Origin of the sequence: Actinoplanes sp. NPDC051513 (assembly GCF_044454685.1) — a bacterium.
GTDB lineage: Bacteria > Actinomycetota > Actinomycetes > Mycobacteriales > Micromonosporaceae > Actinoplanes.
The window spans coordinates 330,923-351,488 of sequence record NZ_JBITDW010000009.1; the positions used below are offsets into that span (position 1 = coordinate 330,923).

Genomic DNA, 20,566 nt, shown 5'->3' on the forward strand with positions numbered 1-20,566 from the left:
GCGACATGCGCATCAGCCTGCTCGTGAACGACGGCTGCTTCGCTTCCGGGGTGGCTGCGCTGCTCGACGTGCTCGGTACCGCCGACGCCGTGCGGACCGAAGTCGACCCGTCGATCCCGGCCATCGAGACCGTCCTGGCCGGCCCGAAGCGGACGGTCCGCCTGGGGTCGGGCCTCAGCGTCGCGACCCAGCGCACCCTCACCGAGATCGACGACGTCGACATCGTGGTCGTGCCGGCGATGGGCACCATGACCGGGCCGGCCACGGAGGCGGCGCTCGACAGCCGGGCCGGTCGTGCACTGGTACGGGCACTGCGTTCGGTCGACCCCGATCGGGTATCGCTCGCGGCCGCGTGTACCGGTGTGTTCCCGCTCGCCGCGAGCGGGCTGGCCGACGGGCGCCGGGTCACCACCACCTGGTTCCTGGCCGGCGCGTTCCGGCGCCGGTTCCCGGCGGTGTCGCTCGACCTGGACAGCATGGTCGTCCGCGACGGCGCGGTGATCACGGCCGGGGCGGCGTTCGCGCACATCGACCTCGCGCTGACGCTGGTCCGCGGAGTGAGCACCGACCTCGCCCGGCAGGTCGCCCGGCTGCTCGTGATCGATGAACGCCCGTCGCAGGCGGCCTACGTCGCGTACGACCAGATGGCCCACGACGACCAGCTGGTGCTGGCCTTCGAGCGCCACGTCCGCAAGCACCTGGCCGAGCCGTTCGACGTGGCGGCCGCGGCAGCCACGATCGGGGTGACCCGCCGGACCCTCGAGCGGCGCACCAAACAGGCACTCGGACTGAGCCCGCTCGGCGTGATCCACCGCCTGCGTCTCCAGCAGGCCGCGTACTTGCGGCGCACGGGCGACCTGAGCGTCGAACAGATCGCGCGCCACGTCGGCTACGCGAACGCGGCGACGCTCCGAAGCTTGCAACGCCGCCACCGGTGACCTCAAGGACGTCTCCTCGCGGAACCCGTCACGCTCCACATGCCCGCGCTGCCGTGGACAGAGTCACGCTTGGAGATCATTCGGTGGCAAGGTCCGGGTTCCGGCCAGGACGCCGAGATACCGCGGGTCCCAGCCCGCTCACGGCCGCTCATGGGAGTGAGCCGTTGGACCAGCTTTCAGGGTTGGCGGCCGTTGGCTGGTGAGCAGAGCAAAGCGTGCCCGAGGATGGTGCGCCGATGGTGCCGGCGTTTGAGGCGGTTCTTCGCCGAGGTGGTCTGGTTGGTCGCGTGGCAGGTGGGCACGGTTGGGCCCGGCCGACGATGCGGCGGGACCGGGTGGATCATCCGACGGCGGTGACGGTCAGCGTGTCTCCGCGTGGGCAGAGCAGGTAGCCGGGCGTTCCCCGGCAGTCCTGCTCGGCGAACCGGTCGACGGTGCCGAGCACGGTCTGCCGGCCGGTGGCCAGGTCGAGGCGGTTCACCGCGGTGCGGTCGGGCGGCGTCCTGGTTCCGCGCAGCAGGAGCAGCGAGCCGGCCGCACCGGCCGAGAACGCCTGCTGCCCGCCGAACGGGTGACCGATCGTCCGGCCGGTGGCCGTGTCGACCAGCACCGTTGTTGCCGAGGCCAGGTTGGCGGCGGCCGAGAGCAGCAGGCGCCCGCCGCCGAGGTCCCACACGAAGTTCATGTCGTTGCGCCGCCAGACCTCGCGGCCGGTAGCGGGTTCGCGGCCGACCACGCCCCGCACGCCCGCGGTGCAGATCAGCGCGCCGCAGCCGGTGACGTACCCGATCAGCTCGTCGGATCGCCACAGTGGGCGCAGATCGGCAGCGCGGTAGATCGTTGCGACGGTCTGTGCGGACGCCGTGCGTACCACCACCAGGTAGGGGCCGGCGGGGAAGAGCGTCGCGGAGTACACCCCGTTCCAGGGGATGCGGCCGCGGTGCCGCACCGTGCCGTCGTCATACCCGTAGACGGTGGCGTCGCCGGTCCGGGTCACGGCGACGATCGCGGTGGGCCGGCCGTCCTCGGCGAGCGTGGTCCATTGCTCGGCCGGCGCGATCGCGTGTCCCCACACCTCGTGGCCGTCGCGCAGTCCCACCAGACGCAGCCCCGTGGTCACACCGAACTGATCGGTCTCGGCGAGCAGCGCGTCACCGCGCTCCACCGACGGGAAGGCGTCGCCGTCCGCCCGCCACAGCTGCTCGCCCGTTGCCGCGTCGAGCGCGATCGTGCCGCGCCCCGGCGTCGAGCCGTCCGGCTCGACGCCCTGGATCAGCAGGGGGGCGGCGGGCACCAGCAGAACGTCGCCGGCCGGGCGTACGCCGTAGCCGGCAACACCGGCATCGGCCGGCGTGCTCCATCGGGGCTTGCCGGTGGACAGGTCATAGGCGGTCACGCCGCGTAGCCCCGCTGGGTTGGTCCGGCTCAGGTACACCGTCCGGCCGTCCAGCGCCATGGTGTCGCCCGCCCGGAACGCGGCCGCCCAGAGCGGGCGTACCAGGGACGGCGCCGGCGGCGCGGCGGCGGCCAGAGCCAGCAGACCGGCCACGGCGAGCACGGCCAGCGCCAGCCGGCACAGCCGCGGCAGGTTCACCGGGGCGGCCCGCGGTTCGGCGGCTGCCCCGGCGACGTCGCCAAGGTCGATCAAAGTCATCGTCAGCCGACCACCATCACCGGGTAGTTGTTCCGCACCTGGTAGGCAAGATAGCTCCGCAACCTGAGCAGCGGCCCTCGGCGATCTTGTCCCGGCGGTCATCAAGCGCGGTTGCCGGGCGGCGGGCGAACGGCGCCCTCTGCGCTGGGCCGCCGACGTCTCGGGCCGGCGTCGACGAAGCCTGCCAGCCACCGCGCCGACCGGACGGAATCGATGAAGATCGCCTTGACCAGGAGACTGAGCGGGATGGCGAGCACGGCGCCGACCGGACCGAGAACCCACGACCAGAACGCCACGGATGCCACGGTCACCGACATGGACATCCCCACCGCGTCGCCCACGACCTTCGCCGGAACGTACGTAGTGACGATCGAGTTCAGGATCGTGTAGACGACGATCACGAGCACCATGCTCTGCCATCCCTGGGTCAGCAACGCCAGCAACGCCGGCGGAACCAGGCCCACGAGGAAGCCGACGTAGGGGATGAAGTTGCACACCGCGGCCAGGAGCCCCCACAGGAACGGCAGGGGGATCCCCAGGATGAGCAGGAAGGCCGTGTCCAAGGTGCCGACGATGATCGCGAACACTCCGGTGATGGCGACGTACCGCCGGGTGTTCGCCACGAAGCCCGCCAGCGCGCCGGCCAGCCGGGGATGATCCTCCTGCAGCGCGGCGGCCCGGCCGCTGATCTGGGCGGACTCGATACCGACGAACAGCATCAGGCTGTAGACGAGAACAAGGCTCGCGGCGACCCCCACCAGCGAGGGGATGTGCGCCGTGAGCCAGCCGGCCACGACCGGCAGATCGATGTTCCGGACGATCTCGCGAATCTGTTCCGGGCCGACGCCCAGCGTGGCCAGGAACTCGGACAACTCGCGCGTCGAAGCGGCGGCCTCGTCGAAATAGCGCGGCAGGACCGTGGCCAGCCGGGCGATCGCGTACACGATGATCGCCACCAGGCCGAGCAGGACGCCGAAGATCGACAGCATCAGCGCGATCAGCGCCACGATCGCCGGGACCCCGCGCCGCACCAGAGAGGTGTGAACCGGATGGACCAGAATGACGATCACCAGCGCGAACACCGCTGGAGTAATCAGCCAGGCCAACTCCCGCAGACCCAGCACCGTGACCACGATTCCGCTGAGAACGGCAAAAACGGTGAAGGTACGCGGCAACGTGAACCCTGTTGTTTCCACACGAGGCTCCTTAATGTCGCGACACCGGTATTGGCCTCCGGAGCGACTTCGGCTGGGCGCTGACACGGTGGATGGAGAGTTAGCCTTCGCTGAGCAATGTAGCGGCGGCCTGGCAGTCTCACCCCGCACGGGTGAGCCCTCGTACACCGGGTGTGGGTCAGACTGCGAGAGCACTTGGCGTCTCGGAGGTGCCATGGTCGCCCACTACGAGATGCATACCGCGGCGCCGGTCCCGAGCCGCGCGCGCCGGCCAGGAGGCGCCTCGTTCGCTCGCCGGGCCGCCGTCCTGCTGGCTGGTCTCGCCGCCGCCCTCGCCCTGGCCGGGCCGGCCATCGGCGCGCGGGCCTCGGATCCATCGGCGCCTGGCCCGGCCGCGTCGTCGACCAACGAGGCCGATCTGCCGTCGCCGACTGCGGAGCCGGGCGCGTCAGCGCCGACGGACCCGCTCACGAGCGACAGTGCTTCCGCGTCAGTCTCCGTTCCCGTGTCCGCCGACCCGTCGTCCGGCACGACACCGCCTCCGACCACGACGGCGGCACCGGCCTCCCCCGAGCCGGGGTCGGCCGCGCCCGTCCCGTCGCCGGATTCCGCTGGGTCCCCCGCGGCATCGCGGTCCGGCATCGCGGTGTCCACGCTGCTCGCGGCGCTGGGCGCCCTGCTGGCCGCGGGCGCAGTCGCGCTTGCGATCGGCCGTCGAGCAGCGCGCGTGACCCACCGCGAGACCGGCCCGCGGCTGCCGCACCCGGGTGTTTCCAGATCGCTCGTGCCCTTCCTTGTTGCCTTGGGGCAGGCACTGATCGACGGCGGCGAGCCGGTGTCCTCGGTCCAGCAGACCCTGGGCAAGGTGGCGGCGGTCAACGGTGTTCCGGACGCGGAAGTCGTCGTTCTGGCGACGGCGCTGTTCGTCACCGCGCCGACCCTGGGTACGGTGCAGACCGCGGTCGCACCCGCCGGCATCGAGCCGCTTCGCCTGGAGCAGATGGACGCCCTCCACCGGCTCGTCCGGTCGGCGGAACACGGTCAGGTCCGGCCGGTCGACGGGCTCGGTGAGCTGAACCGGATCCGCCGTATGCCACCGGCGTTCGGCCCGGCGGTCCGCGTGGCCGGCTATGTCCTGCTTTCGGCGGGGCTCGCATTGGTCCTCCGAGCGGACTGGACCGGCCTGTGGGCCGCCGCTCTGCTCGGCGCGGGGGTCGGCCTGCTGCAATTGGCGACGGACCGGGCGCCGGCGCGGTGGCAGCCGTTTCTTCCGCCGTTGTGCGCCTTCGGCGTGGCGGGTGGGGCCTTCCTGCTCGCCCGGGTCGACCCGGGCACGGGAGTGTTGGCGCCGCTGGCCGCGCCGCTGGTGACGTTCCTTCCCGGTGCGCTGCTGACGACGGCGGCGATCGAGCTGGCCACCGGGCAAATGATCTCTGGCGCGGGTCGGCTGGCGTCCGGCAGTATGCGCCTGTTCCTGCTGGCGCTCGGCATCATCAGCGCGGCCGAACTGGTCGGTGCCCCGGTCACTGCCGTCATCGGGGTCAGCCTCCAGCCCTTGCCCGCCTGGACGACCTGGTTCGGCGTTGCTCTCTTCGGTGCGGGCATCGTGCTGCATCACTGCGCTCGCCTTGCCTCGCTCGGGTGGCTGCTGCTGGTGCTCTACATCGCGTACGCGGGGCAGGTCGTCGGAGGTTTCTTCCTCGGTGGAGTGCTGTCGGCCTTCGTCGGAGCGGTGCTCATGACGCCCGTTGCCCGACTGGTGGCACGTGCGCCGAACGGACCACCAGCGCCGGTAAGTGTGCTGCCCGCCTTCTGGCTGCTGGTGCCAGGGGCGCTCGGTCTGCTCGGGGTGACCAAGTACCTCGGGGCCGACCCGTTGGACGGGCTCAACACCTTGATGTCCACCGCCGTGACGATGGTCGCCGTCGCGCTCGGCGTTCTGCTGGGCAGCGAGATCCGCTGGGTGGACCGCACGCCGGGCCGGCCGCGCGCACCGCTGACCGGCAGCCCCGGTTCGCAGCCGGCCGATCCGCCCAACGGCGGCGAGCAGCGATAGGGCGCGCCGGTCACGAGGCGGCCCCATCTGTCGCGCCGTGCGCCCCACCGGGGTGGTACAACTGCCGGCCGCCGTCCGCGGCCCATTGGGCCCGCACACTGCGCCGCTTGTCCGCGAGGAGGCGCAGCTGCAGCACGATCCCGGCCAGGGCGAGAACGCCGTACAGCACCCACCACCCGGCGGTGTCCTCGATGCGCGAGATCACCGCTTCGGATCCGAGATCGTCCGCGGCCACCCCGCCGGTGAGCAGCATGATCCCGGCCACGATCGTGGCCGAACCGGCTAGCCCGGTCAGCACGGCGAGCAGAAGCATCGGCAGCCGGCCGACGACGGCGAGCACCGCCAGCGCGATCCCCACCAACATGCCCGCCGCGATGACCGCCCACGACCAGCGGACGTTCGCACCCACCATCAGGGTGGCGCCCAGGACGAAGCCGATCGCCGCCATTGCCAGGACCACGGATACCTCGTAATAGGCGTAGGCGAGCAACCAGAACGCCGCCGCCACGCCGAACCCGATGATCCAGGTCAGGACACCGGCAAGGAACCCGTCACCGGTCACCCGGTCGATCAACCCCGCGCCGAGCAGGAAGCCGGCGAACGCGCCCCACACGGGGATCACCAGGCGCATGCTCAGGTAGCCGCGGAAGCAGAACAGGCTTCCTACGGCGAGCGCCAGCAGCCCCAACAGAACGTCACGCACGGCGCCTAACCCTTCCTCGTGCGAACTCCCGACGCATCAAATGGCGATGAAGCCGGTCCACAAGCCGACGACACCGATGATCCCGGCGGCCACGATCAGGACGCAGAGGACGATCTCGGTGGGTGTGAACAGCCGGCGGCCCCGCTCGCTGCGCGCCTTGACGTACAGCAGGGTGGCCGGGGCGAGAACCACCGTGCAGAGCAGCAGGAACTTCAAGCCCGCGGCCTCGAAGAGGAACAGCGTGTAAGCGGTCGCGATCCCTGCGAAGATGGCCTCCTTGCGGCGCGTCCGGGCAGCCACATCCTCGTAGGATTCGCCGGTGAGACCCAGCTTCAACGCGTACGCGGAGGCGAGGAAGTAGGGGATCAGCGCCAGGCTGGTGCACAGGTCGAGCATGAAGTTCAGCGCGTCGGTCAGCACGAGGGTCACGGCGAGAAGCGCTTGGACGGCCAGTGAGCTGACGACGAGCGCGGTGATCGGCGTCTTCTTGTCGTTCTCCTTGCCGAGGAAGGCGGGGAAGTCCTCGTTGTGGGCCGGGATGTACATCACCTCGGCGGCCATCAAGGTCCAGGCGAGGTAGGCGCCCAGGACCGAGACGATGACGGCGATGCTGATGAACCAGCGGCCCCAATCGCCGACAACGTGCTCGAACAGGCCGATCATCGAGGGCTGGCGGGTCGCGGCGATCTCCGGCTGAGCCATCACCGAGTAGCTCGACAGCGTCACCAGAGAGAAGATCGACAGCACACTCAGAAGGCCGATGACGGTGGCCTTGCCGACGTCCGCGCGCCTCTTCGCATAGCGGGAGTAGACGCTCGCGCCCTCGATGCCGAGGAAGACGAACGTTGTGATGATCATGGTGCTGCGGACCTGCTCGTTGAGCGAGCCGAGATCGCCGTAGCCGGTGGCAGTCCAGTTGTCGGCGAAGATGCCCGCGTCGAAGGCGACGAACAGTACGACGATGAAGACGAGGATCGGCAGGATCTTGAAGACGGTCACGATCCGGTTGATCACAGCGGCGTCGCGGATCCCCCGCGCGATGAGGTAGTGGAACAGCCAGACCCCGACGGTGGACAGCGCCAGCGCGAGGATGGTGTCGCCGTCACCGAAGCCGGAAAAGAGCCCGCCGAGGGTCGCGGTGATGAACACCCAGTAGAAGGCGTTGCCGGCGATCGCGCTGGCCCAGAAGCCGATCGCGGAGTTGAAGCCGGCGTAGTCGCCGAAGCCGGCCTTGGCGTAGATGAAGACCCCGGAGTCCAAGTTGGGTTTGCGGATGGCGAGGTTCTGGAAGACGAAGGCGAGCATCAGCATTCCCGCCCCCGCGATCGCCCAGGCGATCAGCGACCCGAGGATCCCGGTCGCCACACCGAAGCGTGCCGGCAGCGAGAACACGCCTGCGCCGACCATGCTGCCGACCACCATCGCGGTGAGGGTGGGCAGGCTCATCTTGCCCGGCGTCACGACCGGGGGGTCGGCCACCGGGGCGCCGGCCACCAGAGTGCCGCCGGTCGGGGTGCCGGCGGCCGGGGTGCCGCCGGTCGGGGTGCCGGCGGCCGGGGTGCCGGCGGCCGTGGGGACCGTGTCTGCCATTGTCAGTCACTCCGTCCTGGGGAGGGTTCGAGCGCGACCGGCTCGACCTTCTCGATCTTGAAGCCGGTGACGCCGTACAGCACGCTCAGCGCGGGACTCGCGTAGCAGAAGATGGCGTACGGCAAATAGAGGAGCGTGGAGACGCCGAGCGTGGCACCCATGAACGCCCCGCACGAGTTCCACGGCACCAGCGGGGACGTGACCGTGCCGCTGTCGGCAACCAACCGGGACAGGTTCGTCGGCGCGAGACCGCGCCGGGCGAACTCGAGGCGGAAGATACGCGCGGGAAGGACCAGGGCGATGTACTGGTCACCCGCGACGACGTTCAGCCCGAAGGCACAGGCGAACACGGTGAAGAACAGCCGCCCGGTGCTCTTCGCGGAGGCGATCATCGGGTCGACCAGCCGGGAGATCAGCCCGAACCGTTCCAGCAGGACGCCCAGCGTTACGGCCCCGAAGATCAGCCACAGCGTGTAGAGCATGCTCGCCATGCCGCCGCGCGAGACGAGCCGGTCGACCTCCGCAAGGCCGGTGTCGGCGTGGAACCCGGTTGCCATCGTCAGCCAGGTCGCTTTGATCGACTCCACTATCACGTTGCCCGTGCCGGCGATGAAGTCGGCGACGACCTGGCGCTGGGTGAACGCCGCGAGCACGCCGGCGAACAACGCCGACCCGAGCAGCGACAGCGACGCCGGCGCCTTGCGCACCGACAGCACGACCAGCAGCAGTAGTGGCAGCAGGTTCACCGGGCTGATCCAGAACAGCTTGTCCAGGTCGGCCAGCTCCGTGGCCGTGGATACGGTGTCGTGCACGTCCGGGGCCCTGACCAGGCCCAAGATGAAGAAGACGGCCAGCGCGATCAGAAACGCCGGCCCGGAGGTCCACACCTGGCGCTTGATGTGCTCGCGCGGGTCGATCCCCACCATCTGTGCGGTCAGGATGGTGGTCTCCGACAACGGCGACGTCTTGTCGCCGAGGTAGGCACCCGAGATCACCGCACCCGCCGTGATCGCCGGCGACACGTCGAGCAGGGCGGCAATGCCGACCAGGCCCACGCCGATCGTCGCCGCAGTGGTCCATGAGCTGCCGATACTCAGCGCGGTGATCCCGCAGATGATCGCCGTGGCCGCGTAGAACCACGACGGCGACAGCACCTGGATCCCGTAGTAGACGAGCGTCGGGATGGTGCCGGACAGATTCCACGTGCCGATCAGCGCGCCGACCGCCAGCAGGATGAACAACGCGCTCGTCACCGAGGCGATCGCCTCCTGCCCGGCATGCTGGACTTCCTCCCAGCTGTGCCCGTTCTTCAGCGCGATCAACGCGGCGATCGCGGCGCACACCACCAGAGCCACCTGCAGCGGCCCGTCCAGGGCGTCGAGACCGAACAGCGCCAGGGAACTGGCGATCAGCACCGCCAGCGCGATCAGCGGGACGACAGCATCGATCAGCGATGGTCGTCTGACCGTCGGGACCTCACGTTCTGCCATGGCCTACCTCTCCGGGGGCACGGAACGCGTTCTCAGAAGTCGACGGCGTCGCGGATCAGCGAACGTGAAGACGGTGTCCAGGTGCATCGCGGCACCTCGGCGCCGCGAGCGCACGGGGCGCAGACCAGCACCTTCCGCAGCCGTCCCGCCTCCGAATGCACGCCGAGGCTGTGGTTGTCCGGCATGGCGGTGCCTCCCACCTTCTTCCCCCCTGTCGCCGGCGTCCGCAGCGTCGTACCTGTGCCAGACGTCCAGCCAGGGCGGACGGTTCGCCTCTTGTCATCCGGACGGTACTCAGCGGCCGGAAACAAGGTCCTCATCCGCCGCGGATGATCCATGCGTGGTGGCCGGAGTCGATGTTCGTGAAAGTCTTCGGTCCCCGAGCGGGACAGCCGCCACGGACGACGCGCGCAGCGGCCGGCTCACCGGCCAAATGGCGGCATCGACTGATCCGCGAGGTTCCGTGGGTACGACCGGTCCGTGTCGTCGGGGTAGCCCTGGCATTCACAGGCGGCCGGGTTGGACTCCACCCGGCCCTCGGCGTCCGGGATCAGCTTGGTGACCTTCAGGCGGAACGTCCAGGCGTACGTCTGCCCGGCCGGCATCACCGGTGGGCTCCAGCGGATGTACTGCGTCCCGCTTGCCCATTCGCGCCCCGTCGAGGGTGGCGCCGATCTCATAGGTGACCGTCACTCCGGTCATGGTGTGCTTCGTGTACCCCGGGCCGGCGGTGAAGGATGGCCAGACCCAGGAGAACGGCGAGCAAACGACGCATGAACGGGAACGATAAGCGCTCCCACCGTGCCGCGCTGCCCGCTCAGTGGCGACCTCGGCGGGCGAAGAGCAGGTTCAGGTGGGCGTCCAGGACCCCCAGGGCCTGCTCCGCCGTGTACTGACCGCCGAGTACGTACACACCCAGGCCCTCCATGAGAGCCAGCAGGCCGGCCGCGTCCGCCGCGGCGTCCGGACCGGGCAGGAGCCCGGCGAGAAAGCCGACCATCTGGGCGGTGTCGTCGTGCAACTCGCGGGCCGCCGCCGGACGCACCGCCGTGTAGGCAAGGAACGCCAGCGCGACCCGGCCGTCGGCGCGGCTCTGATCGTCGAGCGGCAGGAGCGCGGCGATCATCGTACGCAGCAGCAGCCGCGCCGGCGGGTCGTCGCCGAGCCGGCCGATCGCCTCGGTGACCCGCACCTGGTTGCGGGCGCGCACGACGGCCAGCGCGAACGCCATCATCTCGTCCTTGGTACGGAAGTAGTGCTGCACCATGCCCGCCGAGACCCCGGCCGCGGCGGCCACGTGACGCAGGCTCACGGCCTCGAGACCCTGCTCGGCCGCGACCTGCATCAGCGCGTCCGCGATCAGCGCCCGCCGCGCCTGGTGATCCACCTTTTTCGGCATGGCTCGGATGGTGTCACGCGCCGAGCGTGACCGTCCCAGCCGCGCCGTCCACGGTGATCGTCTGCCCGGTGGCGATCCGCTCGGTGGCGCCGGGGACGCTGATCACGGCCGGAATGCCGTACTCGCGGGCCACCGTCGGACCGTGCGCCATGACCGCGCCGGTCTCGGTGACCAGCGCCGCGGCGGTGAGGAACAGCGGAGTCCAGCCCGGGTCGGTGGTGGCAGCGACGAGGATGTCGCCGGGCTCGATGACAGCGGTGGCCGGGTCGCGGACGACACGGGCCGGACCGGTCGCGCGGCCACCGGCCGCGCCGACCCCCAGCAGAACACCTCGAGCACCGGCGGCAGCCGGCAGGACGGCCTCGACAACCGTGCCGTCGGAGAGCAGCCCGACCGGTACGGTCCGGCGGCGCGACTCGCGGCGGTACTCCGCTCGGCGGGCGGCCACGGTGTCCCGCAGATCGGCGCCCTCGTGCACGGCGGTCGCCACCTCGTCGAGGGTGAGGTACATGATGTCACCCGGCTCGGTCAGGACCCCCGCACCGGTCAGGTCGGCGCCGAGGAGCAGCAGCTCCCGTCGTACGGCCTGCAGTCGGTAGAGGCCGGCGAACTTTCCGGCCTCCCGGAGGCCGGCCAGCGATCGGGCCCGGCGTAGCAGGAAGCCGGCGATCCGGCCGCGCACCGGCCGGCGCCGCCGGGCGCGCGCGGTGAGCTCGGCGAGGGTGGCCTCGGCCGCCGCGGCGGCACGGGCGAATCGCCGGCCGGGCTCCTGGTCGGGGTCGGTGAGGCGCAGGTAGTTGGCGATCACGGCCAGGATCGGCGTGGGGTCCTCCGACCAGCGCGGCACGCCGAGGTCGGCCTCGGCGACGCCGCGATGCCCGTACGCCTCGAGGAACGTCCGTAGCCCGATGTCGGGCAGGTCGCCTCGCAGGTACCGGGCCGCCAGTTCGGCCGGTGGCGTGCCGAGTAACAGGTCGCGGTGCTCGCCGGCTCGGGCGGCGAGCCGCCAGAGCGCCAGGTCCATCTCGATGGTGACGTTGTGCGGCATCCCGCCCAGGACGGTGTGGATCTCGCCCGGTCGGGCGACGTCCCCGAGGAGCGCGGCGGGCAACGCGGCGGCGAGCATCCCGGCGACGATCGGCCAGGTGAGATCGTCGGCGGCGCCGTCGGCGGAGCCGTCCGCCTGCACGTACCGCAGCCGGTCGGCGGCCGTGCGCAGATCCGTGCGCGGGGCCGACGCCAGCCGGAGCCGCTCCACGGCCCCGGATACCCGCTCGCGGGCGGCCTCGGGCCTCGCCAGCGCGCGGATGACCCCGGTGGCGGCCCGTACGGCGGTTCGCGCTGACGCCGGCGCCGGCGCGCGGGTCCGGCCTTTCTTGACCGGGGCGAACCGGGGATCGGCCAGTACGTGCTCCATCACCGCCTGCGCCCGCGGGCCGAAGTCCACCGCCATCAGCTTCACCAGCCGCTTGCGGGCGGTCGGATGCCGCGCCAGATCGCTCAGGTCGCCGTAGAGCCGGCCACCGATGTCCGCGATCTCCACCCGCAGGCCGAGCGAGGCCGCCATCGCCGCGACGGTCTTCTTCAAGTTCGACATCCCCATCGGCGTGACCGGCTGCAGCATGCCCTGCACGTGTCCGAACTCCAGGTAGACGCGAGGCCCAGGAGCCTCGGTCGGCGGCGGGAGCGGGAACAGCGTGGTGATCGGCCGCGACTGCAGCAGCCACAGCACACCATCCCGGTCGATCGCCCACTCGACGTCCTGCGGAACGCCGAACTGGCATTGCAGCCGCTCTCCGATGTCGCGCAGCTCGGCCAGCCGGGCGGGACTCAGGCAGCCGCGCTCCGGCGGCGCGGAGCCGTCCAACCGGTAGTGATCCACCGGCGCGGCGCCGTCGACCACGGCGGTGCCCAGGCCCGGGGCGGCATCCACGACCATCTCGGTGCGCCGGCCGGTCACCGGGTTCGCCGTGAACAACACCCCGGCCACCGCCGGATCCACCATCCGCTGTACGACGACAGCCATCCGTACGGTCGCCGGGTCGATGTCACGCGCCATGCGGTACGCGACCGCGCGCGCCGAGTGCAGCGACTCCCAGCACTTCTCGATCGCCGCGATCAGCTCCGTACCGCCGGTCACGTCCAGGACGGTGTCGTGCTGCCCGGCAAAGCTGGCATCCGGCAGATCCTCGGCGGTCGCGCTGGACCGCACCGCCACCGGGCCGCCGCTCATCTTCTCGTACGCCTCGAGGATCTCCGCCCGCGGCAGCTCACCGCGCCCGTACGCGTCGGTGGTGACACAGAAGCCCGGCGGCACCCGCTCACCCAGCCGGATCAGCTCACTGAGACCGGCCGCCTTACCACCCGCCAGGGCTACCGGCCTTGCCTCGGCCAGCGGGATCACAAACATGGGTGAGCTCCTTTGCAATGCAGTTGCATTGGAAAAGTACCGTACGCCTATCGCATTGCGACTGCAATGTCATGCGCGGGGCGACGAAGTGCGGCTCCCAGAACGATGAAGCCGACCAGGAACGGGTAGATGACGCCGCGTTCGAAGAAGCCGATGAGAACCCCGGTTCCCGTCGCGACGGTCAGGTAGACCACCAGCGAGACGAAGCCGAGAGTCCCGAGCATCAGCAGGGCCCGGCCGAGCCGGCGGGAAAGGCCGAGGAGCCGATGCGCCCGGCCGAGAAGGATCGCGAGCGCGTTGCCGCCGCCGAACGCCGCGAGAGCGCCCAGCCCGTGCAGAGCGGACGCTTCACTGGATCCCGGGAACAGCGCCACCAGTGTGCTGCCGGCTGCCAGCACTGCGGCCGTCGCGACCAGCGCCCAGCGACGCCCCGGCAGCCCTCTCAGCATGACGACGCCGGTCAGCACGGCCAGCCCGAACAGGATGAAGCCGGTGTTCATCACCCACGCGAGCGGCGAGTACATGAACTGCCCGAACGCGGTTGCGGGGCCGTGCACCCCGAGGTTGCTGACGAAGTGGTACGTGTAGCTGTAGGGCGGGTCCGTCCACGCCGCCGCGGCGATGAACTCGGCGACGAAATAGACGCCCCCGCCGGCGATGAGCGCCGCTCCCGCCGCACGGCTCTGCGGTACCGCGGAAAGGTCGGGCTTGAGGTCGTTCACGGTGTCCTCCTGGTGTTCGAGTCGTGCTGGTGTTCGAGTCGTGCGAAGACTGCGGCGGGTCGCTGACACGGCACAAACACGGGGCAAACACGGCGGTGGCGCGGCCGCCCTGGTGTGAAGTCGTGCGGGCGAGCGCGCGAGGATGGGGCGATGGACGGGGGCGCACGGCTTCGTGTGACGCTGCTCGGCGCCTTTCAGGCGTCTCGTGGCGGCGCCGTCCTGCCCGTTCCGGGCGCGCGGTTGCGAAGCCTGCTCGTGCGGCTGGCGCTCGCCGGCGGCCACGCGGTCGAGCCCGGCGTGCTGGTCGACGCGATCTGGGGCGAGCAGCCGCCGTCCGGTCCGACCCCTGCCTTGCAGAAACCCTCGTCACGCGGTTGCGTCGTGCCCTCACTCCGGCCGGTACGGACCCGGGCGTGGTCGTGCAGGTGGCGGGCGGCTACCGGCTCGCGGTGGACGCGGCCGACGTGGACGCTCTGCGTTTCGAGCAGCTCGCCGCCGCCGGCCGGGAGAGGCTGCGCGCGGGTGACCCCCATGCCGCGGGTGCTGCGCTCGCCGAGGCCGTGGCGTTGTGGGGCGCACGTCCCGGCGCCGAACCCGCAGTCATCGCCGCGGTCGCGCCCACGGTCGCGACCCGGCTGGCGCAGGTGTCGATCGAGGCGGTCGCCGACCTCGCCGACACCGAGTTGTCGCGGGGACGCGTCGAGGTCGCCGCCGCCCGGCTGACCGGGTTGCTGGCCGAGCACCCGGTCCACGAGCGGGCGGCCGCACTTCTGATGGATGCGCTCGCCGCCGCGGGACGCCAAGCCGAGGCGCTGGCCGTCTACGAGCGGGTCCGTGCGTCGCTGGCCGACGTCCTCGGCGCCGATCCGGGATCTGCCCTCCGGGAGCGCCATCTGCGCCTGCTGCGTCCCGGCCGGTCCGTCCCGGCGACCCAACCCGGACAGGTCCGGCCCGGACAGGTCCGGCCCGGACAGGTCCAGCTGGTCGGCTTGCCGGCGCCGTTGACCAGCTTCATCGGCCGCGACGACGATCTCGCCCGGATCCGGACGCTGCTCACCGCCGGACGTCTGGTCACCGTCCTCGGCCCCGGCGGCGCCGGGAAGACCAGGCTCGCCCTGGAGGCCGCTCGCCACCACCGCGACGAGTACCGCGACGGCGCGTGGCTCGTCGACCTCGCGTCGGTCACCGAACCGGCGAAGGTCGCCGCGGCGGTGCTCGCCGGGATCGGCCTGCGCGGCGGCGCGATGCTCGACGCCCGCAAGCGAGTCGAGGGCGACGAGCTGGACGTCGTCGCCGGCGAGCTCGGCGGCCGGGAGAGCCTGCTGCTGGTCGACAACTGCGAGCACCTGATCGACGCCGTGGCTCAGCTGGTCGCCGTCCTGCTGTCCCGCTGCCCCGGTCTGCGTGTGCTCGCCACCAGCCGCGAACCCCTCGCGGTCGACGGTGAGGCCCTCGTGCCACTCGGACCGCTGACGCTGCCCGAGCCGGGCGACGGCGTCGACGAAGCCCGGCGCACGGCCGCGGTGCGCCTGTTCATCGAGCGGGCTGCGGCCGTACGCCCCGATTTCGATGTTGATCTTTCGACGTTGCCGCAGATCATCTACGTCGTCCGCAGCCTGGACGGCATGCCGTTGGCCCTGGAACTGGCCGCCGCCCGGTTGCGGACGCTGTCGCTGCCCGACCTGGCCGGCGGGCTCTCCGACCGCTTCCGGCTGCTCACCACCGGCAGCCGCACCGCACCGCCGCGGCACCGCACCCTGCGCGCGGTCATCGCCTGGAGCTGGGAGCCGCTCGACGAGCGGGAACGCACCGTCGCGGAACGGATCTCGATCCTGCCCGGCGGTGTCACCCCCGCCGCGGCCGCCGCCGTCTGCGCCGGCACCACCGTGCCCGCCGCCGAGATTCCCGAACTGCTCGCCACTCTCGTCGACCGGTCACTGCTGCAGCTCGCGCCCGGCGCCGGCCGCTACCGCATGCTCGAGACCATCCGCGAGTACGGCGCCGGCCGCCTGACCGACACCGGCGAACTCGGCACGGCCCGCGACCTGGCCGCCGCCCACTTCACCGAGCTGATGGCCCGCCAGGACCCCCGGCTGCGCGGGCCCGGCCAGGTGGAAGCCATGAAAGTCATCGGCGCCGAGTACGACAACATGCTCGCCGCCCTGCGACACCTGTGCGCCACCCACGACTCCTCCGCCGCGATCGCCCTCGCGCTGGCCCTGACCTGGTACTGGCAGATGTCCGGCCGCCAGAGCGACGGCGCCTACTGGCTGGGTGCGGCCCTGGCGGTGCCCACCTCGAATCCTGGCGGCCGGTCGCCCGAACGTGACTGCGCCCGAGCCGTCTACCTGCTCAACCGGGCGGACACCCTGTCGGGGATCACCGCCGGGCAGGCCGCCGACGACCGGGCGGAGATGCGCGAGCTGGCCGGCCGGCTGCTCGCGCAGGCGGAGCTGCCGAGCCACTACCGCGTGTTCGGACCGGTCCTGCTCTTCCTGCTCGAGCAGGAGGCGGCGCTCGAGGTCTTCCAGAGCCTGGCCGATGGCGACGACGTGTGGCTGTCCGGGCTGGCCCACATGTTCCTCGCCGAGATCGCCGAGAACGCGGGCGCACTGACGCCGATGCGTGCCCACGTGGAGGCGTCCCTGGTTCGCTTCCGTCAGGCCGGCGACCGCTGGGGCCAGGCCGCCACCCTGCCGATACGGGCCCAGCTGCGGCGGTACGACGACCTCGACGGCGCGCTGGCCGACCTGGACGAGGCCCGGACGCTGGCCGGTGAGTTCGGCGCGGTCAGCCTCGGCGACCAGCTCTACAGCGACCTGCGTTGGATCGACCTGCATCTGCGGCGTGGCGACACCGACAGGGCGATGGCGACGATCGACGCGGCCCGGGAGCGGGCGCTGCACGCGTCCTCGGCGCAGATGCTGGTCCTGATCGACACGTGGGAGGCCGGCCTGCGGGTGCGGCTCGGCGATCTGGGCCGGGCAGCCGACCTGCTCGACGACGCCGAGCGGGGCCTGCTCGCCGACACCGTGTTCCCCGCGGATCAGGCCCGTGCGATGGCCGGCAGCGCACGGGCCGCACTCTGCCTGGCGCTGGGCGACCTGCCCGGCGCGGACAAGGCGTTGCGGGAGGCGTACGCGGCCGCGCTGGCAACGCGGGAACTGCCGGTGCTGTCACCGGTGACGGTGAACGCGGCCGCGCTCGCCGCGACGCGCGGGCGGCATCACGAGTCGGCCATGCTGCTCGGCGCCGCCGCCCGGCTGCGGGGCGCGCACGACCACACCGATCCGCAGGTCCGCGAGCTCACCCGGCGGGGCCAGGCCGCGCTGGGCCCCGAGGAGTTCGCGGCGGCGTACGCGAAAGGCTGGGACCTGGACCCGGAGACGGCCGTGACCGCGGCCGACCCGGCCCGGCTGCACCGCCCCTGACGCGCGGCGCCGGATCACCGACGCGAACAAGGATCTGCGGGTCCGCCTGTCCGATGCGAGCGTGAACCTGTCCGGCTGGCGGCGGCGAGCCGGCTTACGGCCGGTGAGGATCGATCTGTGACCACGCGGCCGTCGCCGCCCGATCCGAGGAGATCTTCAATGTTCATTGCCATTCTGGACTTCAGCACCGCAGCCGCCGATCGTCCGGCGGCCCTCGCCCAGCTCGACCGCGAGCGCGGACAGGTGCAGGGCATGCCGGGCAACATCGCCTTCCGGGTCTATGCCGGCAGGGAGGACGACACCCAGATCACCGTGGTGCACGAATGGCAGGACGAGGCGTCGTTCGCCGGGTACGTGGACTCGGCATCGTTCGCCCGCTCCGGTCAGGTGCTCCGTCCGATGATGGCAGGGGCGCCGGTGAGCCGGCGTTTCCGCGCCGAACTGGTGGAGACCGTAGGCTGACACCGGCGCCGCCACGGTGCTTACGATCATTGCGTGCGAGAGCGTCGATGACCCGCCTGGCGTACAGCTTCGTGCGTACGTTCCCGGCCGAGCCCGAGCGTGAGCTGTGCGTTGACCGCCACTACCTGCTCTGCGCCTCGGCCGGCGTTCTGCGGCTGGAGGCGCACGGGCAGGCGTGGCTGTTGCCGCCGGCCCGTGCGGCCCTCATCGAGGCGGGCCGGCCCATCCGGGTGAGTATTCCGCAGCCGGTCACGACCGCGTCGGTCCTGTTCGACGTCGGGTTCGTCGCGGCGCCGCCGGCCCCGCTGGCGGTGTTCGATCTGAACCGGTTGGCCGGCGCCCTGCTCACCGAGTGCGGCGCCTGGGGTCCGAGCGAGGAGCCCCTGCCGGCGTACGCCCAGACGCTGTTCGCCGCTTTGGCCGCGGTCTGCTGGCGGCTGGCCGAACAGCCGAGCCCCGTCGTGGTGCCGGCGGGACGCTCGCCGGAGCTGCGCAAGGCGCTGCGGCTGACCGAGCAGCGGCTCGGGGACCAGGCCCGGTTCGAGGACATCGCCGAGGAAGTGGGCCTGGCGCCGCGATCGCTGGCGCGGCGGTTCGCGGACGAGACCGGCATGACCTGGCGAGCGGCGCTGCGCCGGATGCGGATAGTGGCGGCCGTCGAAAAGCTGGCCGACGACGATCTCCCGATCACCGCGATCGCGTTCAGCGTCGGCTACAACTCCCTGTCGGCGTTCAACGCCGCGTTCCGCGAGTTGACCGGGCGCACGCCCACGCAGTATCGACTCAGTTTCCGGCCCTGACCGGTCCCCCGGCCGGCCCCCCGACGCGGGAGGATGGCCGGCATGACATTGCCTGCTCTCCCCGAGGAGTCCTTTCAGCGGGTGCTCTGTGTCGTCGCGCACCCCGACGACATGGAGTACGGCACGTCCGCGGCCGTTGCTCGCTGGACCGCGCGTGGCATCGAGGTCGGCTATCTCCTACTCACCCGCGGCGAGGCCGGCATGCCGAACCCTCCGGAGGAGACGGCACGGCTGCGCGTCGCCGAGCAGCAAGCCGCCTGCGCGGTCGTCGGCGTCGAGCATCTGACGGTCCTCGAACATCCGGACGGCGTGCTCGTGTACGGCCTCGACTTGCGCCGGGACATCTGCCGGGAGATCCGCCGGTTCAAGCCCGACGTCGTACTCGGCCCCGGCTTTCAGATCGAGACGCCCTTCGGCTTCGACCAGGCCGACCACCGCGCGGCCGGGCTCGCGACGCTCGACGCGGTGCGCGACGCGGGCAACCGGTGGGTCTTCCCGGAGCAGGTCGACGACGAGGGCCTCGAACCGCACTCCGTGCGCTGGCTCATCATCCCCGGCCTCGCCGGCTCCGGCGCGACGCACGGCGTCGAGGTCACGGGGGAGCCGCTGCGCCGCGGTGTCGCCTCGCTCGAAGCGCACGCCGCATACCTCGCCGCGCTCCCGGGCCACCCGGCCCCCGCGGACTTCATCCCGATGTTCACCGCGATGAGCGGGAAGGCCATGGGCGTCGAGCACGCTGTCCTGTTCCGCGCCCACGACCTGCAGGCGCCGCCGGAGCTCTTCACCGAGGCGATGCAGGACTGACCCGGCCCTCGGTGTTTGTCACCGATGAATTCGACCGCCACGCCCGGTCGAACACAGCACAACGACCTACGGAGAAGGACAGCCCCATGACCGAGCTGAACCCGGACCGTGTCCGGCGAGCGATCGTCGAACACACCCGGCGTCTGGCGGAATCAGCCGCCGCCGCCGGACCCGGCGCCGCCGTGCCGACCGCCCCGGAGTGGACCATCACCGACCTGGTCGAGCACGTGGGCCAGACCCAGAACTGGGTCGCGGAGATCATCGAGCGACGCATCACCGACCCCGCACAGCTGCCTACCGAGGCGGCCGTGCTCCCCACCGACCCCCGCGAGTGGCAGGCGTGGCTGTCGGATTCCGCGCAGCGGGTCGCGAGCGCGTGCTCCGACGACGCGCTCGACGCGCCGGTGTTCAACCCCGCGGGCGACGGGCGGACCGGGACACGATTCTGGATGTCCAGCATGCTCAACGAGGCGGTCGTCCACGGCTTCGACGCAGCCAACGCGGCGGGCCGTCCGGCCGACATCGACGCCGACGTCGCAGCCGCGCTCATCAGCAACCACCTCGCGATGCTCACCTCCCCCACGTGGGAGATGCAACGGTCCGAGTCCGCCCACGCCATCCGGGGCACCGGGCAGACCCTGCAGTGGCTGGCCACCGACACCGCCGACGACGCGGGCGCCTGGTTCGTCGAACGACGCCCGGGCGGGGCAACCTGGCGGCCCGGAACCCGGCAGGCCGATGTGACGGTGACCGGCCCGGCACAATCGCTGCTGCTGACCATGACCCGACGACTCCCTCTCGCCGGAGTCACCGACATCAGCATCGACGGCGACACCGACGTCGTCCAGCACTGGCTCGACAACACCGCCCACGTCGCCGGCTGATTCGCGGGCCGCGTCGCGTATCTATCCGCCGGGAAGCGTCCTCCTCAT

Annotated in this window: 17 protein-coding genes; 7 read left to right on the forward strand and 10 right to left on the reverse strand. The window is 71.5% G+C overall.

Annotated elements, in window-relative coordinates; all coding sequences use genetic code 11:
• Positions 1–5: 5 nt before the first annotated feature.
• Positions 6–938: a GlxA family transcriptional regulator gene (locus ACIA5D_RS28775; RefSeq protein ID WP_396033397.1), complete on the forward strand. Its 933-nt coding sequence runs from the start codon at positions 6–8 to the stop codon at positions 936–938.
• A 340-nt stretch (positions 939–1,278) separates the two neighbouring features.
• On the opposite strand, the gene ACIA5D_RS28780 is transcribed toward ACIA5D_RS28775, so the two are convergent.
• Together ACIA5D_RS28780 and ACIA5D_RS28785 are read right to left on the reverse strand one after the other, a co-directional pair.
• Positions 1,279–2,592: a PQQ-binding-like beta-propeller repeat protein gene (locus tag ACIA5D_RS28780; RefSeq protein WP_396033398.1), complete on the reverse strand. Its 1,314-nt coding sequence runs from the start codon at positions 2,590–2,592 to the stop codon at positions 1,279–1,281.
• A 101-nt stretch (positions 2,593–2,693) separates the two neighbouring features.
• Positions 2,694–3,788 carry an AI-2E family transporter gene (locus ACIA5D_RS28785; protein WP_396033399.1) on the reverse strand — a complete coding sequence of 365 codons (1,095 nt, stop codon included), beginning with the start codon at positions 3,786–3,788 and terminating at the stop codon, positions 2,694–2,696.
• A gap of 193 nt (positions 3,789–3,981) precedes the next feature.
• Between ACIA5D_RS28785 and ACIA5D_RS28790 the strand changes: the two genes are divergently transcribed.
• Positions 3,982–5,823 (forward strand): threonine/serine exporter family protein, encoded by a 1,842-nt coding sequence (locus ACIA5D_RS28790; RefSeq protein ID WP_396033400.1) that lies wholly within the window; start codon positions 3,982–3,984, stop codon positions 5,821–5,823.
• Positions 5,824–5,833: 10 nt separating this feature from the next.
• Here the strand turns inward: ACIA5D_RS28790 and ACIA5D_RS28795 are convergent, their stop codons facing one another.
• From ACIA5D_RS28795 to ACIA5D_RS28830, 8 genes are all read right to left on the reverse strand, one after another.
• Positions 5,834–6,526, reverse strand: a complete 693-nt coding sequence (locus tag ACIA5D_RS28795; protein ID WP_396033401.1) for a DUF4203 domain-containing protein — start codon at positions 6,524–6,526, stop codon at positions 5,834–5,836.
• Positions 6,527–6,562: 36 nt separating this feature from the next.
• Positions 6,563–8,116: a basic amino acid/polyamine antiporter gene (locus tag ACIA5D_RS28800; RefSeq protein WP_396033403.1), complete on the reverse strand. Its 1,554-nt coding sequence runs from the start codon at positions 8,114–8,116 to the stop codon at positions 6,563–6,565.
• A 2-nt stretch (positions 8,117–8,118) separates the two neighbouring features.
• On the reverse strand, positions 8,119–9,606 hold the full coding sequence (nhaC, locus tag ACIA5D_RS28805) for a Na+/H+ antiporter NhaC (protein WP_396033405.1): 1,488 nt from the start codon (positions 9,604–9,606) through the stop codon (positions 8,119–8,121).
• A gap of 32 nt (positions 9,607–9,638) precedes the next feature.
• Positions 9,639–9,791 carry a hypothetical protein gene (locus ACIA5D_RS28810; RefSeq protein ID WP_396033406.1) on the reverse strand — a complete coding sequence of 51 codons (153 nt, stop codon included), beginning with the start codon at positions 9,789–9,791 and terminating at the stop codon, positions 9,639–9,641.
• Positions 9,792–10,028: 237 nt separating this feature from the next.
• Entirely contained in the window at positions 10,029–10,214 is a 186-nt protein-coding gene (locus ACIA5D_RS28815; RefSeq protein ID WP_396033407.1) for a hypothetical protein, read from the reverse strand.
• A gap of 209 nt (positions 10,215–10,423) precedes the next feature.
• Positions 10,424–11,005, reverse strand: a complete 582-nt coding sequence (locus tag ACIA5D_RS28820; protein WP_396033408.1) for a TetR/AcrR family transcriptional regulator — start codon at positions 11,003–11,005, stop codon at positions 10,424–10,426.
• Between the two features lie 13 nt (positions 11,006–11,018).
• On the reverse strand, positions 11,019–13,415 hold the full coding sequence (locus ACIA5D_RS28825; RefSeq protein ID WP_396033409.1) for a PEP/pyruvate-binding domain-containing protein: 2,397 nt from the start codon (positions 13,413–13,415) through the stop codon (positions 11,019–11,021).
• Positions 13,416–13,462: 47 nt separating this feature from the next.
• On the reverse strand, positions 13,463–14,137 hold the full coding sequence (locus ACIA5D_RS28830) for a DUF998 domain-containing protein (protein ID WP_396033410.1): 675 nt from the start codon (positions 14,135–14,137) through the stop codon (positions 13,463–13,465).
• A gap of 413 nt (positions 14,138–14,550) precedes the next feature.
• Between ACIA5D_RS28830 and ACIA5D_RS28835 the strand changes: the two genes are divergently transcribed.
• The 5 genes from ACIA5D_RS28835 to ACIA5D_RS28855 all read left to right on the forward strand — a co-directional run bounded on the left by ACIA5D_RS28835 (position 14,551) and on the right by ACIA5D_RS28855 (position 20,518).
• The gene (locus tag ACIA5D_RS28835; protein WP_396033411.1) at positions 14,551–17,568 is read left to right on the forward strand and encodes an ATP-binding protein; all 3,018 of its coding nucleotides are present in this window, start codon (positions 14,551–14,553) and stop codon (positions 17,566–17,568) included.
• Between the two features lie 117 nt (positions 17,569–17,685).
• A complete protein-coding gene (locus tag ACIA5D_RS28840) occupies positions 17,686–18,030 on the forward strand; it encodes a putative quinol monooxygenase (protein ID WP_396033412.1) in 345 nt (114 codons plus the stop codon).
• A 47-nt stretch (positions 18,031–18,077) separates the two neighbouring features.
• Positions 18,078–18,830 carry a helix-turn-helix domain-containing protein gene (locus tag ACIA5D_RS28845; protein WP_396033413.1) on the forward strand — a complete coding sequence of 251 codons (753 nt, stop codon included), beginning with the start codon at positions 18,078–18,080 and terminating at the stop codon, positions 18,828–18,830.
• Positions 18,831–18,872: 42 nt separating this feature from the next.
• Positions 18,873–19,634 (forward strand): PIG-L deacetylase family protein, encoded by a 762-nt coding sequence (locus ACIA5D_RS28850; RefSeq protein ID WP_396033414.1) that lies wholly within the window; start codon positions 18,873–18,875, stop codon positions 19,632–19,634.
• Positions 19,635–19,720: 86 nt separating this feature from the next.
• Positions 19,721–20,518, forward strand: a complete 798-nt coding sequence (locus ACIA5D_RS28855) for a maleylpyruvate isomerase family mycothiol-dependent enzyme (RefSeq protein WP_396033415.1) — start codon at positions 19,721–19,723, stop codon at positions 20,516–20,518.
• Positions 20,519–20,566 lie beyond the last annotated feature (48 nt).

Coding starts and splice junctions, on each gene's coding strand:
- ACIA5D_RS28775 (WP_396033397.1), top strand. CDS start 6: ATGCGCATCAGCCTGCTCGTGAACGACGGCTGCTTCGCTTCCGGGGTG.
- ACIA5D_RS28780 (WP_396033398.1), bottom strand. CDS start 2,592: ATGACTTTGATCGACCTTGGCGACGTCGCCGGGGCAGCCGCCGAACCG.
- ACIA5D_RS28790 (WP_396033400.1), top strand. CDS start 3,982: ATGGTCGCCCACTACGAGATGCATACCGCGGCGCCGGTCCCGAGCCGC.
- ACIA5D_RS28800 (WP_396033403.1), bottom strand. CDS start 8,116: ATGGCAGACACGGTCCCCACGGCCGCCGGCACCCCGGCCGCCGGCACC.
- nhaC (WP_396033405.1), bottom strand. CDS start 9,606: ATGGCAGAACGTGAGGTCCCGACGGTCAGACGACCATCGCTGATCGAT.
- ACIA5D_RS28810 (WP_396033406.1), bottom strand. CDS start 9,791: ATGCCGGACAACCACAGCCTCGGCGTGCATTCGGAGGCGGGACGGCTG.
- ACIA5D_RS28820 (WP_396033408.1), bottom strand. CDS start 11,005: ATGCCGAAAAAGGTGGATCACCAGGCGCGGCGGGCGCTGATCGCGGAC.
- ACIA5D_RS28825 (WP_396033409.1), bottom strand. CDS start 13,415: ATGTTTGTGATCCCGCTGGCCGAGGCAAGGCCGGTAGCCCTGGCGGGT.
- ACIA5D_RS28845 (WP_396033413.1), top strand. CDS start 18,078: ATGACCCGCCTGGCGTACAGCTTCGTGCGTACGTTCCCGGCCGAGCCC.
- ACIA5D_RS28850 (WP_396033414.1), top strand. CDS start 18,873: ATGACATTGCCTGCTCTCCCCGAGGAGTCCTTTCAGCGGGTGCTCTGT.
- ACIA5D_RS28855 (WP_396033415.1), top strand. CDS start 19,721: ATGACCGAGCTGAACCCGGACCGTGTCCGGCGAGCGATCGTCGAACAC.